This window comes from Dysgonomonas reticulitermitis (genome assembly GCF_054601275.1).
Genome location: NZ_BAAHWU010000048.1, coordinates 1 through 22,101, shown reverse-complemented (window position 1 = coordinate 22,101; position 22,101 = coordinate 1). Strand labels below are relative to the sequence as shown.

Annotated in this window: 12 protein-coding genes; 3 read left to right on the top strand and 9 right to left on the bottom strand. The window is 40.0% G+C overall.

Annotated features, from left to right (window positions below; all coding sequences use genetic code 11):
• Positions 1-352 precede the first annotated feature (352 nt).
• The 4 genes from ACYPZI_RS13125 to ACYPZI_RS13110 form a co-directional block, all read right to left on the bottom strand.
• Positions 353-4,393, bottom strand: coding sequence for a hybrid sensor histidine kinase/response regulator transcription factor (locus ACYPZI_RS13125; protein ID WP_459602331.1), 4,041 nt, complete (start codon positions 4,391-4,393; stop codon positions 353-355).
• A gap of 147 nt (positions 4,394-4,540) precedes the next feature.
• On the bottom strand, positions 4,541-5,818 hold the full coding sequence (locus ACYPZI_RS13120) for an Ig-like domain-containing protein (protein WP_459602329.1): 1,278 nt from the start codon (positions 5,816-5,818) through the stop codon (positions 4,541-4,543).
• Between the two features lie 24 nt (positions 5,819-5,842).
• Entirely contained in the window at positions 5,843-7,807 is a 1,965-nt protein-coding gene (locus ACYPZI_RS13115) for a RagB/SusD family nutrient uptake outer membrane protein (RefSeq protein WP_459602327.1), read from the bottom strand.
• A 15-nt stretch (positions 7,808-7,822) separates the two neighbouring features.
• On the bottom strand, positions 7,823-11,002 hold the full coding sequence (locus tag ACYPZI_RS13110) for a SusC/RagA family TonB-linked outer membrane protein (protein ID WP_459602325.1): 3,180 nt from the start codon (positions 11,000-11,002) through the stop codon (positions 7,823-7,825).
• Positions 11,003-11,351: 349 nt separating this feature from the next.
• Between ACYPZI_RS13110 and ACYPZI_RS13105 the strand changes: the two genes are divergently transcribed.
• Positions 11,352-12,326, top strand: coding sequence for a Gfo/Idh/MocA family protein (locus ACYPZI_RS13105; protein ID WP_459602323.1), 975 nt, complete (start codon positions 11,352-11,354; stop codon positions 12,324-12,326).
• Positions 12,327-12,357: 31 nt separating this feature from the next.
• On the opposite strand, the gene ACYPZI_RS13100 is transcribed toward ACYPZI_RS13105, so the two are convergent.
• The 5 genes from ACYPZI_RS13100 to rimP form a co-directional block, all read right to left on the bottom strand.
• Positions 12,358-13,530: an MFS transporter gene (locus ACYPZI_RS13100; RefSeq protein ID WP_459602321.1), complete on the bottom strand. Its 1,173-nt coding sequence runs from the start codon at positions 13,528-13,530 to the stop codon at positions 12,358-12,360.
• A 64-nt stretch (positions 13,531-13,594) separates the two neighbouring features.
• On the bottom strand, positions 13,595-14,116 hold the full coding sequence (locus ACYPZI_RS13095) for an OmpH/Skp family outer membrane protein (RefSeq protein ID WP_459602319.1): 522 nt from the start codon (positions 14,114-14,116) through the stop codon (positions 13,595-13,597).
• A gap of 191 nt (positions 14,117-14,307) precedes the next feature.
• A complete protein-coding gene (gene infB / locus ACYPZI_RS13090) occupies positions 14,308-17,172 on the bottom strand; it encodes a translation initiation factor IF-2 (protein WP_459602317.1) in 2,865 nt (954 codons plus the stop codon).
• A 105-nt stretch (positions 17,173-17,277) separates the two neighbouring features.
• A complete protein-coding gene (gene nusA, locus ACYPZI_RS13085) occupies positions 17,278-18,534 on the bottom strand; it encodes a transcription termination factor NusA (RefSeq protein WP_459602315.1) in 1,257 nt (418 codons plus the stop codon).
• Positions 18,535-18,539: 5 nt separating this feature from the next.
• Positions 18,540-19,007, bottom strand: a complete 468-nt coding sequence (gene rimP, locus ACYPZI_RS13080) for a ribosome assembly cofactor RimP (RefSeq protein WP_459602313.1) — start codon at positions 19,005-19,007, stop codon at positions 18,540-18,542.
• A gap of 365 nt (positions 19,008-19,372) precedes the next feature.
• On the opposite strand from rimP, the gene thrS reads away from it, so the two are divergent.
• Both thrS and infC read left to right on the top strand, forming a co-directional pair.
• Positions 19,373-21,325: a threonine--tRNA ligase gene (gene thrS, locus ACYPZI_RS13075; RefSeq protein WP_459602311.1), complete on the top strand. Its 1,953-nt coding sequence runs from the start codon at positions 19,373-19,375 to the stop codon at positions 21,323-21,325.
• A gap of 75 nt (positions 21,326-21,400) precedes the next feature.
• Complete coding sequence (infC, locus tag ACYPZI_RS13070) at positions 21,401-22,006, top strand: translation initiation factor IF-3 (protein ID WP_459602309.1); 606 nt, start codon at positions 21,401-21,403, stop codon at positions 22,004-22,006.
• Positions 22,007-22,101: the final 95 nt, after the last annotated feature.

The following is a 22,101-nucleotide window of genomic DNA, read 5'->3' as shown; positions in this document are numbered from 1 at the left end:
ACCCTTCTTTAAATGAAAAATTAAAAGTGAAAAATTAAATTCTTCATTCCTCATTCTTCATTCTATTGTACTACACTCTTAATGTTGTTATTTCAATTCCTTCAAAGATCGCTTTGTTTTTTCGCTTAATCCGTAGGGTAATCCTAATCCTTATATTAAACAAAGGCGGTTGATAATCCCATTCCGGTAATCCCAATTCTCTGTATCCACTCGATTAACCAGTACCATTGGGTGATAAAGCGGGTGCAAAGATAAGGATAAATAATCCTTTAATCCAAACTTTTCGACATACTTTTTTCATGAAAAATGCACACAAAAATACAATCACTTATCAATAAGACGTTTGAAGACATTATTTCTTTTTCTTTTTATGCTTTGCGGCAAAGGCTGTAGGTGTCTGCCCAAATTCTTTCTTAAAAGCATTTGTGAAATAGGGCTGACTTTCTATACCAATTTGAGTCATAATTTCCCGCATCGTCATATCTTCTTCTATAATGAGACGAGCTGCTTTACGAAGCCTATAATTCAAGATAAACTCAACAATCGATTTATCGGTCAATGTTTTTATTTTAGTATATAGTTTGCTTCGGCTTATAGATAATTCGGTAGCTATATAATTCACATCCATTTCGGACTGGTCAATATTCGCCTCAATAATATCTATAAATTTCTTCAAGAATTTATTATCCTGTTCATTTTGCGACAACTCAGCGCTGTCTGCAAAATAATTCTTGGCATAGTATTCCTTCAACTGCTGCTGATACTTAAATATATTGTTTATCGAAATTCGCAGGAAGTTTAGATCTATAGGTTTTTCAAAATACATATCTGCTCCCGAATCTACACCCTCTATTTTACTCTCTAAACTTGTCTTTGCTGTAAGAAGAATAAATGGGATGTGGGAAGTATTTATATCATTTTTAATTTCATGACATAACGTTACCCCATCCTTTAAAGGCATCATTATATCACTAATTATCAGATCTGGCTCCATACTGTTTATTAATTTTGAGGCAACTAGCCCATCAGAAGCCTCAATAATTTCATAATCTGCAGACAAGGAATCTGCAATAAGACTACGCAAATCTTCATTATCCTCAACAATCAATACTTTTTTCTTATCACATAATAATATAGTTTCGTCAAGTTTTTCATTGACATCTTCTTTTTCTCTCTTGGCTAAATCATCTATCTTAATCTCTTCTTTCAAAAAATCGGTTTCTTCATATAACTTTATATCTAATGGCAGACAGACAACCATATCTGTTCCTTTTCCCCGTTCACTCAAAATTGTAATTGTTCCTTTGTGTAACAATACAAGACTTTTTACAAGGGCCAGGCCAATGCCTGTACCCAAATGGGAGTCGGCATTTACAGTGTTTACTTTATAAAACCTTTCAAAAACACTGCTTATTGATTCTTTTGTAATTCCCACTCCTGTATCTCTCACGACAATCGAAAAAGCTTTTTCCGCAACCTGACTACCTTCAACTGTATAGCTATTTTCATATTGGGATTTGAAAGAATCAATATTGGAATAAGTTTCTAACGAGATAGAACTTCCCTCTTTTGAATATTTGAATGCATTATTAAGCAAATTCATAACTATTTTTTCTACAATTTTCTTATCCACATAAAGGTTTGTAGGTAAAGCCGGATCACACACTATCTTAAAGTCAATATCCCTTTGCTTAGCATAATCAGAAAAATCTGCGGCGACCACCTCGAGGAAACTATTCAAATCGAGAGGTTGTATTTCGAGATTCATTTTTTCATTTTCGATCGTTCTAAAATCCATCAGTTCGTTTACTAAATTCAGAAGACGCTGAGTATTACTATTAAGGATACGATAATAATATTCTTTTATACCATCCTCTCTTAAACGATCAAGAGATGCCATTATCAGAGATAACGGGGTTCTGAAATCATGGGATATATTCGTAAAAAAACGTAACTGCGATTGATGTATTTCTTCTTTTTTGTCTTTCTCTATATTATCTAAATACAGCTGCATTTTCAGATTCTTCTTTTCAATATAATAACGTATTATAAGCGACAAAACTCCCAATATTAAAAGGGCATATAAAACATAAGCCGGCCAACTGAACCATGGCGCCGATTTTCGTATTATTTTAATAACGGTTGGTGTTTCGCTCCATATTCCATCATTATTGGATGCAAGAACTTCAAAATAATATGTGCCCGCCGGAACTTTGGAATACATAGCTGTACGACTAGATGCATCTACTTCGATCCAACGATTGTCGTAATCTCTCATTCTATATTTGAAATGGTTTTTCTCGGGAAGGAGAAAATTATCGGAAGAGAATTTGAACCCGAAGTTAGTTTGATTATGGCTCAACACAATCTCATATATAGAATCTTTAGAAGAAAAGTTTAATTTCGAAGGCTGATGATCTATATAAAAATCAGAGATAATAACTTTAGGTTTATGCATATTAAGGCTCACTTCCTGTGGGTCGATCACGGTAAAGCCGGTTGTACCACCAAAATATAATTTTCCACCCATACTTTTCATCGAGGCCAAGGGATAATATACTCGTCCCTGTGTGCCATCTCCTTTGTCATATTCAAAAAAAGTATTATTCGATATACTATACCTGAAAAGCCCATCATCGGTACCTATCCACAAATTATCTTCCCCATCATAATTGATACTGTAGATAGAGGAAACATTATAATTAAGAATTTTATCAAAAAGGATAAATTTATCAGCATTAACATCGTATTTAACTAACCCGTTTTTTATAGTTCCTATCCATAAATTACCGGAATCGTCCAAACAAAACGCACTAAAATTTAAAAAGACAGAATCCGGGCGATTTATTTTTTTCATAACTTTCGTCTTTATGTCCATCAGATAAAGGCTTTCGTTACTAAGTACCCATAGCTGGTTCTCTCGTCCCCTCAACATATCAAATATATATTGCGTGTTCTCCCCAACAGGACTATGATGATAGAATTGTTTGGTCTTGAAAGAATAGAAGGAAATCTCTACTTTTTTGCGTTGATATGCAATCCATAAACCGGAATCGGATTCGAGTACGATTTTCCTGAGACTGTTATCTAATATCGAATTAGACCCTGTTGTCTGTTTAAAGTTATAAAACTGACCGGATTTTGCATTATAATAATCCAGCCCCCCGTTAAATAGTGCAATCCATAAATTCTGACCTTTATCAACAACAATTGATTTTATATTGTCAAAAGCCAGAGAATTCCTTGACTTATCATTTGTATAATAAGAGAATTCTTCCGTTTTCTTGTTTAACCGATTTATACCGCCACCTTCAGTTCCAATCCAGAGAGAAGTATCATCCTCTGCAAATGCACTAACCGGAGCATGGCTAAGCCTGTTCTCATAAGGCATGTAAGTATCGAAAGGTTTTTTTTCGTCAAGGTTTACATAAGCTATAGCTCCTGAATATGTTCCGATCCAAATATTCCGTTGATTATCTTCATTTATTGTCCAAACAGAATTATTCGGCAAACTAAATGGATCTGATTTGGAATGTACATAATGATGATACGTTTTTTCGTCAGGGTCTATTACATACAATCCTTTTATTGTTCCAATCCAGACGTGCCCTCTTTTGTCGATATGCAATGCCCTTGTTTCACCGCCTTTAAGAAAATCGAAGTGATCTTCAATTGTAAATGTTGATAAATCAATTTTATATAATCCATATTTATCGGTAAGCACCCATAGTTTGCTTTTATAGGCTTTTGCATCCAGGATATGTCCATCATCTTCAGGCATAGTAAAGCACAAATTGAACTCCTTTTTCTCATAATTATAGCGATAAATACGGCTATAATTGGTAAAAGTATACAGATCGCTATTGTTTGTACAAAAAATGGGGCCAATAAAAGAAATTTTCTTTCCATCATATAAAGGTGTTATTAAAATACTGTCATTTATATTGAATGGGTTCCTATTCTCATCGAATACATTCCATGTCCTGTTTTTTCTAATCCATATATTATCCCGGTTGTCTATCCTGATAAGTTCCACTTCATCCGACACTTTTTCGAACGTATCCGACGCCTTATCGTAATTATATAACCCATTATTGGTATTTACAAAAAAATAACCGGAGGAAGTAACAGTTAATTTTAGAAAAAGCCATCCTACGGACTTTTCCTGATTAGTAAAATAGGTATAATATCTTTTGTATTGATACCCATCGAACCTATATAAATCATGATCCATCAGTATCCAGACAAAGCCATCAGTGTCCTGTTGTATCTGCCTCACTCCATCGAAATAAAAGCCTCCTTCAGGAGAAAGTGTTCTAAACCTATAATCATTTTGAGACAGGACATTAAACACCTGTAGTATAAACAAGAATACTAAAATAACCTTTTTCATATAAATTAAGCTCAAACAAAAATTGATGAACGAATATACTATTAAAACTATGAAGCTACAAAAGGAGGAGTTTCTAAAAAACTCCTCCTTCCTCCCTTTTTGAAATTAATGCTTATATTGCCCTCACGGGCTATCCGGAACAATGAATTATTCCATGCGTCCTAATCCAAACTCACCTACTTGCACATTACTGCTATTTACTGTATCGAATGAAGCGATTACCACTTTTATGTATTGATAAGTAAATTCGGTTTGGTCATTGGTTATTGGCAAACGTTTATCTCCAGTTGCAACGTCAAGAGCGAGAGGCGTATTACCATTAAGTTTTGCACTCCATGTTGTACCGTCATTACTTCCGTAAATATCAATTGCCCAAGCCTGAAGCCCCCTTGTGCCATTTCGATGCGTCCATCTGACATAACTAAAGGTTTGAGGCGATTTCATATTCACAACGAAATAGTTTACGGCTGTTGATGATACCGAAGCACTCGCCCCGGTGTCAGGAGCACCCATAGCTTCAAGTTCAGCTTTTGCCTCCGGATAAGATGCCCAACCACTACCACCCGTAGCATAAGTAGGCTTACCCGGCTTCAACATTGCAAGAAAAGTGCTGGCATTCTCATCAAAAAGATGAGCAGGATATCCGGTAACTTTTTTATTACTATCATATCTATCCGGAACCCATGAGATTACGGCCGGAACATAGTCGAACCCGCCGGCTACTCCTTCTATTGCGGCAGCCGTTTGAGCCTCCCATAAGGAACGGACAAGATCCCTCTGCGCCAAACTCCTGACTGTTACATTACAGTCGCGTGATAAGTTACTGCCGTCGATTGTCTTGATTGTGATCGTCGTCGCGCCTATACCTACTGATGTTACGATGCCTGCCGCATCAACAGTAACAACAGATTCATCATTGGAAGTATATGTTACCGTCTTATCCCACGTATCGGCAGGGGAAAGGCTTACATGAACACCGAGATTAAATGTATTCCCCAGCTTTATCTCGAAATTGCTTCCGGCTGCCGCCACGTTGATAGCAGTAGCTTTTACCTTATGGTCGATAATATTGACCACATATCTTGTACTTACTCCTGAACCGTCGGTAGCACTTACAGTCAATGTATCCTTTCCCACAGCTTTTCCGGTCAGCAACCCTTCATTGCTGACGCTTAGCAATTCGGGATACTTATTGGAATAAGTCAGCGCCTTATTTGCAGCATCTTGCGGCATAATAAACGGTGTGAGCTGCAATGTCTCATTATCTTTCAGCGTAATTTGCATGGAAGCAGGACTATTCACATAGACTGCTTCTTTGACAGTTACAGCCGTTACCTTTATATCATTATCATCTTTACAACTGCTCAGGCAGGTACCTAAAACCGCCATAAACACCGCTGCATTGATAAAAAATCTTCTATTCATATTCAATATGTATTAATCTGTTTATTAATTTCGGGTAATATCCTGCCATCCGTCATTTTGAGTCAGATTTTTATTCAACGTCAATTGATCGAGAGGCAGCGGCCAGTAATAACGCTTATCGTTCCACGGCAAAACACCATTTATCACTCTTGTATCGCGTGGATAAGCGATCAGGAATCCTTCGCTGTCTATCCATACATCGGTACCGATAATAGCCTTCATCGCCGTAACGGGCGGTTTAGTTTTAGTTCCGTCATAAAGCGCCTGCTTTTCTGTCGTAAATCTCATACCGCGCAAAGGTACTGTTAACAGTTTACCAGCCTTCCACCGCATTAAGTCTTCATAACGCAGGCCTTCCATAACCATTTCCACACGCCTTTCCCTACGTATCTCCCGTAATATAGGAGAAACCGGATAATCTAATTTTTCGGCATAAATCTTATCTAAACGCGGATCGGCCGGAACGTTGCTCATAGTCAGCTTACTATTCGGATATTTTGTAAAATCAAATCCGGCACGTTCTCTCAATTTATTGATTGTACGATCCAGATCGGCATCTGTCAGCGTACCTAATACGGCCTTAGCTTCGGCCAACATCAGCAATACTTCTCCGTAACGGAACACAATGGCCGTCTGCCGTCCATTGGTTGTAGCATCGTATTCTTCCTTATCGCACATCCAGTGTTTGATAAACCCGTAACCCGTCACGGTAGTACCCGGAGCCGTTGTGTAGTTATAAGCAATAGCCGGATAAACAATCCCATATACCGATTGATCCATCACTCCTGCTCCCGGAGAAGAAATAGTGGAATATTCACCCGGGCGGACTATCGTCTGGCGCAACCTCGGATCACGGTTGTCTAATTCTGTCCATAAGCCATCGTACCCTTTGAAAAGCGGATTGACAGTATAGCTGCCTTCCGTCCCTCCGATGTAGATCGGGCGTCCGTCTTCGCAAAGATATTCATCGACAAGGCCTCGCGTAGCGCCTTTACTGTAACGTCCGCTTGCGCCTCCGTTGTTCTGTTCGTAATAGCGTTGGGTCGCATGCCCCTGCTTCTGCCCATCGTAAGCCCTTGCCAGAATAGCTTCTCTGTGGCCATCGGTGGCCGGGTCTTGTTTGAATGTAAACAGTTTCCAATAGGGGTCTGTTCCTGCGTTGTATAATTGATAGCGGTTTGTCGCTATAATGGCTTCGCAGGCTGCAACACAATCTTCCAAGTATCTGTTGGCTGAACTTTGCAAGCCGAGTTCGGCATGATATTTACGGAAAGTCCCTTCAAACAGGCAAATACGCGCTTTCAGGAAATTAGCCATATCGCGGTTGATACGCCCGATAGGATTAGCGCCATTTGAATCCTGAATGTTATCCACAGCATAATTAATGCACCAAAGTACTGAATCCATTACAGTTTCGCGTTTTGTACGGGAAGCGTAAAGGTCGGGTGAATCTATGTTCATATCATACGTATACCAAGGAACATCATTGAAAATAAGCACCTTCTGGTAATAATCCCAAGCCTTGAAGAAGTAGGCTTCCGCCGCATATTTATTCAATACAGACGGATCATTAACTGAACCTTCGGCCTGTCGGTAATTGCGCAGAAAATAATTGACAATACGCAGGTTTTCCCATTTCCAACCTTCATTGGTTCCACTTGAAGGAGTCACAAACGATTCGTTCAAACGACTGCTTGCACCGCCGGATTTTACCATATTGTCGGAGAATAGGTCGCCATAGACAATAGGGCTGCCCTGCACATCGTAGAAAGGAGCCAGCCTGTCGTATGCCCAACCGGTTTGATGCCCGCTTATATACCTGTTATATAATTGGTTCAGATAATACGGCAAATCGCCTTCATTTTTCAGGAAAGAGCCTTCGGCCAATTCCTGAATAGGGTCTTGTTGCATAAAATCGTCATTACACGAAGGCAGAGAAATAAGGCCTGCCGTTAAGCATAACAAGATATAATATTTTATATTTTTCATACTCGTCTGTATTTATTAAAATGTAACTTGTGCACCGAATGCGATAGTTCGTCTTTGAGGATAAGCATCCGATATCTGATCCGGATCGAATACCTTTGGAATATCCGTAATTTCAAACAGGTTATATCCTGAAAGGCTGAACCGTAGTTTTTCCACACCCAATTTCCGTGTAAACGACGGAGGCAGGGTATAACCCAATACAGCCTGTTTCAGACGAAGGTATGCACCGTTGATCATGTAAGCCGACTGAGTCGATACAGATGCTGTGTACATCGGGAACTTAGCATCGGTTCTTTCCGGCGTCCACGAACGATCATACATCCAACGAGAGCCTGCTCCGCCTCCCCAATAAGAAGAGTTGCCGATCCACAAATCCCTCTTACCTATTCCCTGAAAGAATAAGTTCAGGTCGAAGCCTTTATAACTAACGTCAGCGGTAATCCCATAACGGAAGCGAGGCGTACTGTTTCCAAGCAGTTTCTGGTCGCCATGATCTTCAAGGGTTCCGGGGCCACTATTTACAATACCGTCGCCGTTGATGTCCCGATACCACAGATAACCTGGCCAGTAAGTAGTTCCGGATTGATTCGGCCCGTTGAAAAGGTAAGCGCCCGCTTTATCCGGATTCGGAGTTAAATCGGAAACCTGCAAAATGCCTCCGGTTTCATATCCCCAAATATTACCGGTAACCATTCCATCATAGAGAGTAGATAACAATTTCGTAGGATTGCCCGAGAATTTTACGACTTCGGTCCGTTCGTCGGACAAGGTAAATCCAACTTTATAATTTATCCCGTTAGCCAGCCTGTGACGCCAGTTTACCGCTAATTCCCAGCCATACGAGTCAAGTATCCCGCCATTGGTTCTAGGTGCGCTTGTGCCAAGTACAGACGGGTACGGAACTTCACCATCAAGCAAAATATCGGTCACACGTCTCTTATATACATTGAATTCGGCATCCAACCGGTTTCTCAAAGTTACAACATCAACCCCGAAATTAGTAGTCGTCGCTTTCTGCCATGTCAGCATAGGCGATACCAAACCGGGGGCGCCAACATATTGCACCCATTTGCCATCGATAAAATAACTGGCGCTTCCTGAACCCATGGTTGCCTGATAAGGATAATAGTCACCCGGCTGACTACCTAACCGGCCCCATGATCCCCTGATTTTCAGATTATCCAACCAACTTTTAGAAAAGGCCATAAAACTTTCTTCCGATATTCTCCAACCGGCAGAAAAAGAAGGGAGCGATACAAAGCGTTCATTTTGGGTAAACCGGGAACTGCCATCGTAACGATTATTTATTTCAAACAGATAACGGTCGTTAAAGATATAGTTTACCCTGCCGAATACGGCGCGTCCCGTGCGTTTTTGCGCTCCGGTCGAGATTGTATGCAATGTAATATCGTCTGCGGCGCCCGGCTTTAGTATGTCCGGAGAGAACAGTCCTCTCAAATCCCCCGTAAGCGAACCATACGTTACCTGTTCCTGGTTATATCCGAGTACAGCCGAAACAGCATGTTTTCCGGCAAATGTCTTATTAAAATTGAAATAAGCATTCACAAGATAAGTATCCGTAGAATTTCTCGATAATTGTCCCTGATGCTCCTGCGCCTCACTTTGTTCGGCGACAGTACTGCTCCAGCTGGTAGTTATATATTCGTGTTGCGGGCTATGACGTTCCGAAACCGTAGATTGAGGAGTAAACGACATATCGGCTTTGGCGGTCAATACTCCCGGTATGATGATAAACTCCGGTGACAAAGACATCGCCGTAGTGGACGATGTAGTCTGGGATCTGGCCCCATATGACAACCATGAAAGAATGTTGTCGGTATAAGCATTAGGAACAGGGTCGTTCGGCCCTGTCATAAGCGGCATATTGATGTTCTTCGCGGTTTCAGATCCTTTCATAGCACTCCATACGCTGCCTTTCCCTCCTACCAGATAAGGTGATTCGTATGTTGTCCGGTTATAATTCAAGCGGACTTCCACATTGAACCAGTCTTTAACTTTGGCATTAACGCGTGCCATCCCGTTATAGCGGTTATATACATCGTTGCTTATCTTATATAAACCTTCTTCATTCTGATAGCCCAAAGAAATATAATAAGTCACTTTATCCGATCCGCCTTGAATAGACAGGTTGTGTTTTTGGGTAGGGGCAGCAGACCGCAAAATAATATCATACGGATTCATATTGGCAACCCAAACGATACTGCTTCCCTGCAAATACCATGCATTTTCCGGCACAGGATTATCCATATATTTCCGGATAGCTTCCAGTCTAGCTTGCTCGGTAGCCCCGGGAGATCCTCCCGTCCACGTAGATTTATCCATCGCCGCCTTTTGCAAGGTATATGCATCCAGAATATCGGGTATGGCTGACGGGTGGTCAAATGAAAGATCGTAGCTATAACTTATTTTTCCCTTTTGCCCGAATTTTCCGGACTTAGTCTGAATCAACATAACGCCATAAGTCGCCTTTGTCCCGTAAATAGCGGAAGCCGAAGCATCTTTAATCACAGACATGCTTTCTATGTCGTTCGGATTCATCTGATTAAGCATGGTCGCGCTATACTCGACTCCGTCTACCAGAATCAACGGGGCTCCTCTTTCTACCTGCCATGAATTATCACTATAAACCATAGACGTTCCTCCGCGAATATTGAATGAAGGCACTGTGTTCGGCGCACCATTGGAGATGCCGATGTTCAGGTTAGGAACCACACCCTGCAATGCCTGGCCGATGTTCGCCACCGGACGATTTTCAAAAACTTCTGCTCCTACGGCAGTTACGGCTCCGGTCAGGTTCGCTTTCTTTTGTGTCTGAAAACCAACAACTACGACTTCTTCAAGCAGTTTTGAGTCTTCTTCAAGTTTTACATTAATTACGCTTTGGGAACCTACCGAAATTTCCTGCTTTGTGTATCCCATAAAGGTAAATACCAAAGTAGCTTTTTGGTTGCCAACAGCAATGCTATACTTTCCGTCTATGTCGGTCATTTGCCCTACAGTAGTACCTTTCACGACGACACTCACGCCAATAAGAGGTTCACCATTAGCATCAGTCACTGTTCCTGTCACCGTCTGAGCTTGAATAAAAGCTACGGAGATAAAACAGAAAAACAGCATAAGAAGCATTCTTTGTGAGAATACTTTTCCGAAATACTTTTTTCGAGATTGTTTCATATAAATAGATTTAATGGGTTATGTAAACAAATATTTTTTAAAAAATATATAGTGTTTTTACGTTGCAAACGTACTTGTACTTCCAATTATTCATCTTACTGTAATTGATATTTCTTTTACTCAAATTGCAGACGCCCCGATAAACCCGACAAATAAACATCTATCTTTCAGTGCATAACCATATATAAAGCACCTTATATTTAAATAAAAATGATTCAAATCGTTAATTCTGACATTTCCTTTCAGCTTATTAATAGGCACATTTACCAATAAGTTTTAAAATGTTTAACAAGCAGGACATCTTAAATAGATTTAATTTTATAATATTGCAGATAAATACTTTTAATTTATGAAAAATGTAAGATGGGGTATTATTGGCGCGGGAGATGTATGTGAGAAGAAAAGTGGCCCGGCATTCTATAAAATAGAACATTCATCACTAGAGGCGGTAATGCGGCGTGATAAAGAGAAAGCGAAAGATTTTGCAATCAGGCATAATGTGAAAAAATATTACGCTGATGCAAATGAACTAATAAATGACCCTGATGTAGATGCGATTTACGTGGCAACACCCCCTCAGTCGCATAAAGAATATACGATAATGTCACTGAGAGCGGGAAAGCCTGTATACGTAGAAAAACCTATGGCTATGAACTATGCAGAATGTACAGATATGCTGGAGGCATCCAAAGATACAGGCCAAAAGCTTTTCGCAGCATATTATCGCAGGGCATTACCCTATTTTTTGAAAGTAAAGGAATTATTAGAGACTCAGGCGATTGGAAAAATACTTTCCGTAGATGTCAAATACTTACGTCCTGCAAGCGAAGCGGATAAGGATATAGATACGCAGCCTTGGCGGGTAAAAAAAGAGATAGCGGGTGATGGCTATTTTTTCGATATGGCGCCGCATACGCTCGATATTCTGGACTTCCTATTGGGTGAAATAACCGAAGCTAAGGGATTTGCACAAAATCTCGGCGGATTTTATAAAGTGGCCGACACTGTTTCCGCGACGTTAAAGTTTCAATCAGGTATTATTGGGACAGGACTATGGTGCTTCGTTTCATCCCCTCAGTCAGAGGAAGATTCTGTGACAATAACAGGATCGGAGGGTTATATACGCTTCAATACGTTTGCGTTCAAACCCATACAGCTCGTAAATAAAGATGGAGAGACTTTTTACGATACGCCACAACCTGAACATATCCAGCAACCGCTCATTCATACAATTGTGGATGAATTACGGGGAACAGGCTTCTGCCCGTCAACAGGTATTTCCGGTGCACGTACATCTAAAGTAATGGATTGGATAGTAGGATAGAAATAAAACAAAAAATTATCTCTTTATTACATCACCTCAACCTCTTTTTCTCAAATACAATACGGGAACAGCACCAGTATACAACTACACTGATACCGCACATTCCGGCCGCAACAAGGTATAAAGACTGGAATGATAAAAAGCCTGTTATATAGCCACCGATGAGCATACCAAGAGCCAGTCCCAAGTCGAAACCGATGAGATAAGTCGAGTTTGCCGTTCCTCGCTGATTATTTTCGGCCATATTGATGTATAATGTTTGCAAAGCAGGGAACATCATTCCAAAACCAACCCCGATAAATAATCCGGAAATACAGAAAGCATAAATATTATGCACAAGAGCAAATATCAAGAATGATATAGCCACAATAGCCATAGCTGACACATTCACTTCGTGGATTTTACCCTTATCCACCAATTTTCCGGCAAATACCCGTGATGCTATAATACCTCCGGCCCAAAACAAAAAAAACACACCTGCATTAGGGATGCCTAATTCTTTTCCATACTGGGCGACAAATGGCCCGATCGTTCCCCACGCAAAACAAGGAAGTAATTGATTGAGAAATATAGCCCAGCCTTTAAGCAGAAAAAAACGGTCGAGAGAAAGTTTCTGTTGCTCTACGATTTTTGGTCTTTCGGGAGCTTTTATCAATGCAACAGTTACAATTCCCAATGTGCCCATTGCGATTGCACACCATAATAGGACTTCAAAACTGTAATTGTTATATATATGAATCGCAATAAATGGGCCTATAGCCATAGCCACATTCATAAATGTACCGTAATAACCTATACCTTCGGCACGTCTTTCGGATGGTACAACATCAATGGCCAGAGTACTGGACGAAACAGTAGATAAGCCCCATGTGATCCCATGCATAAACCGTACCAGAACAAACAGCAATATCGTCGTAGCCCAAAAGTAACCGAAGAAGATCAGTACATATCCGGAGAAGGCTATTAATAAAATTTTCTTTCTCGAATATATATCCACAATGAAACCTGAGAATGGGCGAACAAACATCAATGCTATAGCATATGAAGCCAGCACTATCCCCGTCTTCGACTGAGCAACACCCATTTGCTCGGTTATATACAATGGGATAGAGGGCATAAGGAGATTAAAAGAACATGCCATCAGAAAGTTTGCCAAACAAACATTCAGATAGTTAAGCGACCATAATTTTGTTTTTTGAGACATATACCTAAAATGAAATGCTCCGGCATAGTACACAGGAGCATCTTCATATATTAAATAAGTGATTCTATCTTATTCCTAACTTTTGTTTAACCAGGCCTGATGCGTCTAAGGCATCGGGTGTAACAAAAGCGATTGCCGGATTTGCCAGATCATAAATACAGACAAAGCCTTTTTCAATCCCAACCTGATAAACCGCATCTTTAATCTTTAGCCGTAGGGGATCGATTAATGCTTTTTCCTGACTTTCAATATCTTGCTGAGCCAATTTCATAAATTCATTTATCTGACGCTCCAATTCGTAAAGTTCCTGCATACGACGCAAACGAATATTCTCGGCCATTGAAGTTTGATATGAAATAAAGTCGGAGTATTTTTTATTATAGTCGTTTTGCATCACTTTCAATTCATCTTTATATTTCTGATTCAGATCGATCAGGATATTAGAAGCCTGCACTTTATCGGGCATAGCCTCCAAAAGTTCATTCGAATTAATATATGCTATTTGCTGAACTGTTTGTGCAGTTATTTTTCCTATAAAAAAGAATGAAATAAAAAAGGCAGATATAAGAATAAAATTTTTCATCATTATAAATTGCTATTTAGAATAAGACAACTTAAAAATCTGAAGAAGCTTTTAACCGCAAACCTGTTGATAGTTGTGTTTTTCGGTGGTATGGTTAGTACCACCGACTTTCAAGGCAAGATTAGCTTGTCAACAACTATCAATTGGTTTATAAGGTTAAATTTTATAATGCAAAGATATGCAATATTTTAATATTACAAAGTTTTCTTCACTTCTATTTCTTCAAATGGTTCTATTACGTCTCCTACTTTGATATCATTATAGTTATGAATATTCAATCCACACTCATATCCGGAAGCAACTTCTTTCACATCGTCTTTAAATCGTTTCAAAGACCCCAGTTCTCCGGAATAGATTACAATACCATCGCGAATGAGTCGTATTTTATTGGCTCTCTTCAGTTTACCCTCTTTCACCATACATCCGGCAACTGTACCTACTTTAGTAATCTTGAATACTTCACGAACTTCTACATATCCGGTTTGTACCTCTTTAATTTCAGGAGATAACATTCCTTCCATAGCAGCCCTCACTTCTTCGATAGCATCGTAAATAATTGAATAAAGGCGAATTTCCACTCCATCTTTCTCTGCGGCTCTTCGTGCAGCTTGCGACGGACGCACCTGGAAACCTATGATAATGGCATCGGAAGCAGCGGCCAGAACAATATCAGATTCTGATATCTGCCCCACAGCTTTATGAATTACATTCACCTGAATTTCTTCAGTAGAAAGCCTTATTAACGAGTCGGACAGAGCTTCTACCGAGCCGTCGACATCACCCTTAACAATCACATTCAACTGTTGGAAATTTCCGATAGCTATACGGCGGCCTATGTCGTCGAGAGTAAGTATCTTCTGAGTACGAAGCCCTTGCTCGCGCTGTAATTGTTCGCGTTTAGATGCGATTTCACGTGCTTCTTGTTCCGATTCAAGAACATGAAACATATCTCCCGCCTGAGGTGCTCCATTAAGGCCTAAAATCAAAGCCGGAGCAGCCGGGGCAGCAGCATCAATATTTTGATTACGTTCATTAAACATCGCTTTCACACGTCCAAAATATGTTCCTGCCAATACGATATCCCCTTTCTTCAATGTTCCATTCTCAACAAGAATGGTAGACAAGAAACCTCTGCCTTTGTCCAAAGAAGACTCAATAACCGACCCTGTTGCCCTCCTGTTCGGGTTTGCCTTAAGGTCGAGTAATTCCGCCTCAAGCAATACTTTTTCAAGTAATTCATCAACACCAAGACCTTGTTTTGCTGAAATATCCTGTGATTGGTACTTCCCTCCCCATGCTTCCACAAGATAGTTCATTCCGGCTAGTGTTTCTTTTATCTTTTCAGGATTTGCACCCGGTTTATCAATTTTATTAATTGCAAAAACAATGGGCACCCCTGCTGCCGAAGCATGGTTGATCGCCTCTACTGTTTGAGGCATGACGTTATCGTCGGCCGCTACAATAATGATTGCAATATCAGTCACCCTTGCTCCACGAGCCCGCATGGCAGTAAACGCCTCATGGCCGGGTGTATCTAAGAACGTTATTCGCCGTCCGGATTTTAATTTCACGTTGTAAGCCCCGATATGCTGTGTAATACCTCCGGCCTCACCGGCAATAACATTTGTTTGACGAATAGTATCCAACAATGAGGTTTTACCATGGTCTACGTGACCCATCACGGTAACAATAGGAGCGCGCGGTTCCAAATCCTCCGGACTATCCTCCTCTTCATTAATAGCTTCGACTACCTCAGCGCTTACATATTCAGTTTTAAATCCGAATTCCTCTGCCACAATATTTATTGTTTCTGCATCCAGACGCTGGTTTATCGAAACCATGATACCTATGCTCATACAGGTAGAAATAACCTTTATTACCGGAACATTCATCATGTTGGCAAGATCGTTAGCAGTAACAAACTCCGTTATCTTCAACACCTTGCTTTCTTGCTCCTGCAACTCCAGCTCTTCCAGTTGCCTCTGACTTACGGCATCCCGTTTTTCTTTTCTATATTTTGCCCCTTTATTTTTCCCGCCTTTTCCGGTTAATCGGGCTAATGTTTCTTTTATCTGTTTTTGTACATCTTCTTCGCTAACGGCATGTTTTACAACAGGCTTACGAACTGCGTGTTTCGACCGGTCACCATGTTGTTGCCCTGTCGGGAAACCTCCTTTTTCAATATCAACCTTTCCCTTTTTGATGCGATTCCGTTTTTTCTTATTTGCTTCATCTTCATCGTTGGCAAGTTTCTTCTTTTTCTGTTCTTCGTCAGTCTCCTTTTTCAGAAGGCGTACTGTGTTTTCTTTGACTTTTTTCTGATCTTGCTGCTCTTTCGCCAAACGTTCTTTTTTCTTTTCAGCCTTTGTTTTCTTGGCCGGACGCGTCTTGTCATTAATAGAGCTCAGGTCGATAGAGCCTTTCACTACAATATTAGACTTTATAACTGTTTTATTCAGCCTAAAAACACTATCCTGAGTATTCTCTTGAGCATTTTCCTGAACTTTCTCAACAACAGGAAGCTCTTGCTCTTTGACAGGCTCTTCTTTAACTTCTTCTTTTACAAACACAGGTTCTGGTTCTGGTTTTACTTCTTCCTTTAAAGGTTGAGTTTCTTCTACGGCAGGCTGTTCAACGGGAATATCTTCCAGCACCTCTTCTACCTGAATAACTTCTATCTTTTCTATTTTTTCTATCTTTTCTATTTTCTTTGGTCTATTGAGGGCATCAAGGTCTATCTTATCCACAATTTGCACATGCGGCTTAATAGATTCCGGAATCTCTGTCCTTATTTCTTCAGGTTCAGCCAAAACTTTATTGGCCTCTTCTTTAGCAGCTGCTTTGGCAGCAGCTTCAGCCCGTCGCTCTTCGCGGATACTGGCCAGCGCTTGAATATCCAGATCTTTTCCAAATTCCCGAACTAGTAACTCATGCTGTTCACTGTCAATTTTGGTATTTGGGTTTGATTCCACATCAAAACCTTTTTTGTGCAGGAACTCAACAAGACTGCTAATCCCTACATTTAAATCTTTAGATATCTTTATTAATCGTATTGACATATATTTCTTTTAATTCTATAATTGAACAGTGAACTCAAAATTACTTTTTAGATTGCTTAGCTCGAATACAAAAATATTAAGAAATAAGCGAATCACCAAAAAAGCTTACTCTCCTCCTTCAAATTCAGCCCGTAGGATTGCTAGTATTTCATCCACTGTATCTTCTTCAAGGTCGGCCTCCTGTACTAATTTATTCCTATCTGTAGCCAACACATTTTTTGCTGTGACACAACCAATTTTTTTCAACTGATCGATTACCCATCCGTCTATTTCATCGCGGAATTCATCCAAATAAATATCCTCTTCGTCGAAGTCGTCTATATCGCGATATACATCGATTGTATATCCGGTAAGCATACTTGCCAGCTTAATATTGAATCCGCCTTTACCTATTGCAAGGGAAACCTCTTCGGGACGCAACAATACTTCCGCGCGTTTTTCTTCTTCATTCACTTTCACCGAAGTAATCTTAGCCGGACTAAGGGCACGCTGAATATATAGATTTACATTCGACGTGTAATTTATAATATCGATATTCTCGTTGCGAAGTTCTCTTACAATACCATGTATACGCGATCCTTTCATACCCACGCAAGCCCCTACCGGATCGATACGCTCATCGTACGACTCTACCGCAACTTTGGCTCTTTCACCCGGTATACGAGCAATTTTCTTTATTGTAATAAGCCCGTCATTTATTTCAGGCACCTCTATTTCCAGCAACCTTTCCAAGAATACCGGAGATGTGCGGGATAAAATAATTTTGGGATTGTTGTTTTTATTTTCAACACGCTCTACCACAGCACGCACATGTTCTCCTTTACGGAAGAAATCGCTGGGTATCTGCTCTGTTTTAGGCAATAGAAGCTCTTCTTTTTCGTCATCTAAAAGAAGTATTTCTTTTTTCCAAATCTGATAAACCTCTCCGGAAACTATTTCGCCTATCTTTTCCTTATAACGGCTATAAAGCCCTTCCTTTTGCAACTCTAGGATTTTTGATGTCAAGGTCTGACGCAGGTTAAGAATAGCACGTCTACCGAAATCTTCGAAGAACACTTCATCTGTCACCTCTTCTCCCACCTCAAAATCTTCATCTATCTTTTTAGCCTCAGAAAGAGATATCTGCGTATTTCCATCTTCCAATTCGCTATCTTCCACGATTGTACGATTGCGCCATATCTCGAGATCTCCTTTATCCGGATTGATAATAACATCGTAGTTATCATTAGAGCCGAACATTTTTGCTATCACATTACGGAACGAATCTTCGATAACGCTGATCATTGTCATACGATCGATATTCTTTAGTTCCTTAAATTCGGAGAATGTATCAATTAAACTGATAACTTCTTTCTTAGCCATATTAGTTATTTAAATCTTATTAAGTATTTTGTATATTTCACATCTTCATAACCGAAAGTGAGATCTTCGTCCACTGCCACTTTCTTCTTTGCGCCTTCGGGTTTCACCATTTTTGTAACAGTAACCACAAAAGCGTTATCATCGGAAAACTTAAGTATTCCGGACAATTTCTGCCCGCCTTTAGTTAGTACTTCAACTTCGTTTCCAATATTTTTCCTGTATTGGCGAGGAATTTTAAATGGGGAAGTAATACCGGCCGAGCCCACTTCCAATTCATAATCCGCTTCATCTCTATTCAAATGAGACTCTATATTACGATTTAAGCCGACACAGTCATCAATGCCTATGGACTCATCGCTATCGATCTCGACAACGATAAGATTACCTGGCCTGACGAACACATCTACGAGAAATATAGATGTTCCGTCCAGATGCTTTTCAACTATCTCTTTTATTAATTCTTTATCTATCATTTTTAGCCTAATGATGTAAAAAAGAGGAAGCCTCAGCCTCCTCTCCCTCTCAATTCCGTACAAAATTACGATAATTTATTTTTTTATCCAAATTATATATCAAATAATTCTGATTTTCAACTTACAACATCATTATTTAACACCCCAACTTGAAGAAGGCTTGCTCCCCATTTGAAATTCAAACAGCTTCTTAGCGTGATAAAAATAAACAAAATAAATGAGATTCTTTCCACGAAACGAAGTAATATAAATCAGACGGTTACTTTTTTGCCTGTAAATAATCATTTAAATCTGTAAAATAGTTATTTTTGCAAGTTCTGAAAAGTAGCTTGTTTGTAGAAGCTGCATAACTAAATATTAAAGCAATGATTAAAATTACATTCCCCGACGGTTCCATCCGAGAATTTGAAAAAGGAACCACTTCAATGCAAATTGCAGAAAGCATTAGCTCGCGTCTGGCGCAAGATGTCCTTGCAGCAAAAGTAAACGGACAAGTCTGGGATCTTACCCGGCCAATCGAAGAGGACGCGACGATCGAGCTTCTGAAATGGGAAGACGAAGACGGAAAACACGCATATTGGCATTCGTCGGCTCACTTAATGGCCGAAGCTGTACAAATATTATACCCGCATGCTAAGTTCGGTATCGGGCCTGCTATCGAAAACGGGTTCTATTACGATATAGATTTTGGCGACACTCCGGTAAAAGATGCTGACTTTGCAAAAATAGAGGCTAAAATGATGGAACTGATAGCCAACAAAGAAGAAATCAAACGCCAAAGCATCACTAAACCCGATGCAATCAAAATGTTTGAAAGCCGCAATGAGAACTATAAAGTAGAACTCATCAACGATCTGGAAGACGGAACAATCACAACATATACACAAGGAGTATTTACTGATTTGTGTCGTGGCCCTCACTTACCAAATACTTCATACATCAAGGCCGTAAAAATACTAAGCGCAGCCGGAGCATACTGGCGTGGGGACGAAAAGCGTAAACAGCTTACCCGCCTTTACGGAATTACTTTCCCTAAAAAGAAAATGCTGGACGAGTATCTGATCATGCTCGAAGAAGCGAAGAAACGCGACCACCGCAAAATAGGGAAAGAACTGGAGTTGTTTGCTTTTTCCGAAAATGTAGGAAAAGGGCTTCCATTGTGGTTGCCACGTGGGACACAACTACGTCTGAAACTGGAAGATTTTTTAAAGAAGATTCAAAAGAAATTCGAATATCAGCAAGTGATGACTCCGCATATCGGCAGTAAATTGCTTTATGTTACTTCGGGACACTATGCGAAATATGGTAAAGATTCATTCCAACCGATAAGCACCCCGGAAGAAGGTGAAGAATTTCTATTGAAGCCTATGAACTGTCCTCATCATTGCGAGATATACAAAGTAGTTCCTCGCTCATACAGGGATCTGCCTTTACGTATGGCTGAATTTGGCACAGTGTATCGCTACGAACAAAGTGGGGAGCTTCACGGATTAACCCGTGTACGCGGGTTCACTCAAGATGACGCGCATATTTTCTGTACACCGGAACAACTAAAAGAAGAGTTCCTTAAGGTAATGGATATTGTATTCATTATCTTTAAGGCTTTGGACTTTGAGAATTTCGAGGCGCAAATATCTTTACGTGATCCCGGCAACAGAGAAAAATATATAGGTAGCGACGAAAACTGGGAAAAAGCGGAACGTGCCATCATTGAAGCTTGTGAAGAAAAAGGATTACCGGCAAAAGTGGAACTTGGCGAAGCGGCTTTCTATGGTCCCAAGCTGGACTTCATGGTAAAAGATGCTCTGGGACGCCGCTGGCAATTGGGAACAATACAGGTAGACTATAATCTGCCGGAACGCTTCGAGTTGGAATATACAGGAGCCGACAACCAAAAGCATCGCCCGGTAATGATACACCGTGCTCCATTTGGTTCGATGGAACGATTCATCGCGGTTCTTATCGAGCATACAGCAGGGAAATTCCCGTTATGGCTGGCTCCCGATCAGGTGGTTGTATTACCTATCAGTGAGAAATTCAACGACTATGCATATAGAGTATCCGGGTACCTGAAACAACAAGGCATTAGTTCACAAGTAGATGACCGTAATGAGAAAATAGGAAGAAAAATCCGCGATAATGAGTTAAAAAGAATCCCTTATTTGCTTATTGTAGGCGAAAAAGAGACAGAAACAGAAGAAGTTTCGGTAAGAAAACAGGGCGAAGGTGATACAGGTTCAATGAAATTTATTAACTTTGCTGCCCAATTAAATGAAGAAATGGAAAAAATGATGAATGCATGGGAACATCAAGCCTAAGTATTTATCATTATATATCTGATAAACAAATATTAAACAACTAAAACAAAAAAGGAGAATTCAAACAATTTTTGAATGAGAAATAACAGATTTAACAACCGCAAAGAAGAATTACACAAGATCAATGGAAATATTCGGGCCAGAGAAGTCCGTCTAGTCGGAGATAATGTCGAACAAGGAGTTTATTCTATAAATGAAGCATTACGTTTGGCTGATGAACTTGAACTTGATTTAGTTGAGATTTCTCCAACGGCTGATCCTCCTGTTTGTAGAATTACTGATTATCAGAAATTTCTTTATCAACAAAAGAAGAAGCAAAAAGAAGCTAAAGCCAAATCGGTGAAAGTCATTGTAAAGGAAATCCGTTTCGGGCCTCAAACAGACGATCATGACTTTAACTTCAAGCTTAAACATGCAAAGAGTTTCCTTGAAGAAGGATCTAAGGTAAAAGCGTTTGTATTCTTCAAAGGGCGTTCGATCCTGTTCAAAGAACAAGGTGAAGTATTATTACTCCGCTTTGCCACAGAACTGGAAGACTACGGAAAGGTAGATCAATTACCGGCTCTTGAAGGAAAGAAAATGATAATGATGCTTTCTCCTAAGAAACAGCCGGCAAAAGCAGTTCCGGCAAAACCGAAGGAAGAGAAAAAAGAAGTAAAGAAAGAAGAAAAAGAAGAATGAACACAATCGTTTATTCGTGTTTAAATAATTAAATTACTAACTGAGATGCCAAAAATGAAGACTAATTCCGGTGCCAAAAAGAGGTTCGCCCTTAC